This is a genomic window from Candidatus Nanopusillus massiliensis (genome assembly GCF_920984865.1).
The window spans coordinates 453,618-453,949 of sequence record NZ_OV100765.1 but is presented as its reverse complement, the minus strand read 5'-3'; the positions used below and the strand labels follow the sequence as shown (position 1 = coordinate 453,949).

Here is a 332-nt window from a genome sequence, read left to right as displayed (position 1 = left end):
ATACTATATTTCATTATGATAGAATATAAATAAAAAATATAAGAGTTTTGTATAAANNNAGTTTATGATCAATCCAAAAGAAATAAGAAAAGCTTTTCCAATTTTTGAAAATAATCCAAATTTAATATATTTTGATAATACTGCAACAACTCAAAAGCCTAGACAAGTTATTGAAAAAATAAAAGAAGTTTATGAAAAATATTATGCAAATATTCATAGAGGTGTATATAAAATAAGTGAAATATCTTCTGAAGAATATGAAAATTCTCATAAATTGGTTGCAGATTTTATAAAATGTAAATGATTGGAGAGAAATAATTTTTACAAGAAAT

The 332-nt window shown here is 20.4% G+C and carries 1 protein-coding gene; it reads left to right on the top strand.

The features are described 5' to 3' along the window. Nucleotides 1-64: 64 nt before the first annotated feature. On the top strand, nt 65-304 hold the full coding sequence (locus LUA84_RS03290) for an aminotransferase class V-fold PLP-dependent enzyme (protein ID WP_231434424.1): 240 nt from the start codon (nt 65-67) through the stop codon (nt 302-304). Nucleotides 305-332: the final 28 nt, after the last annotated feature.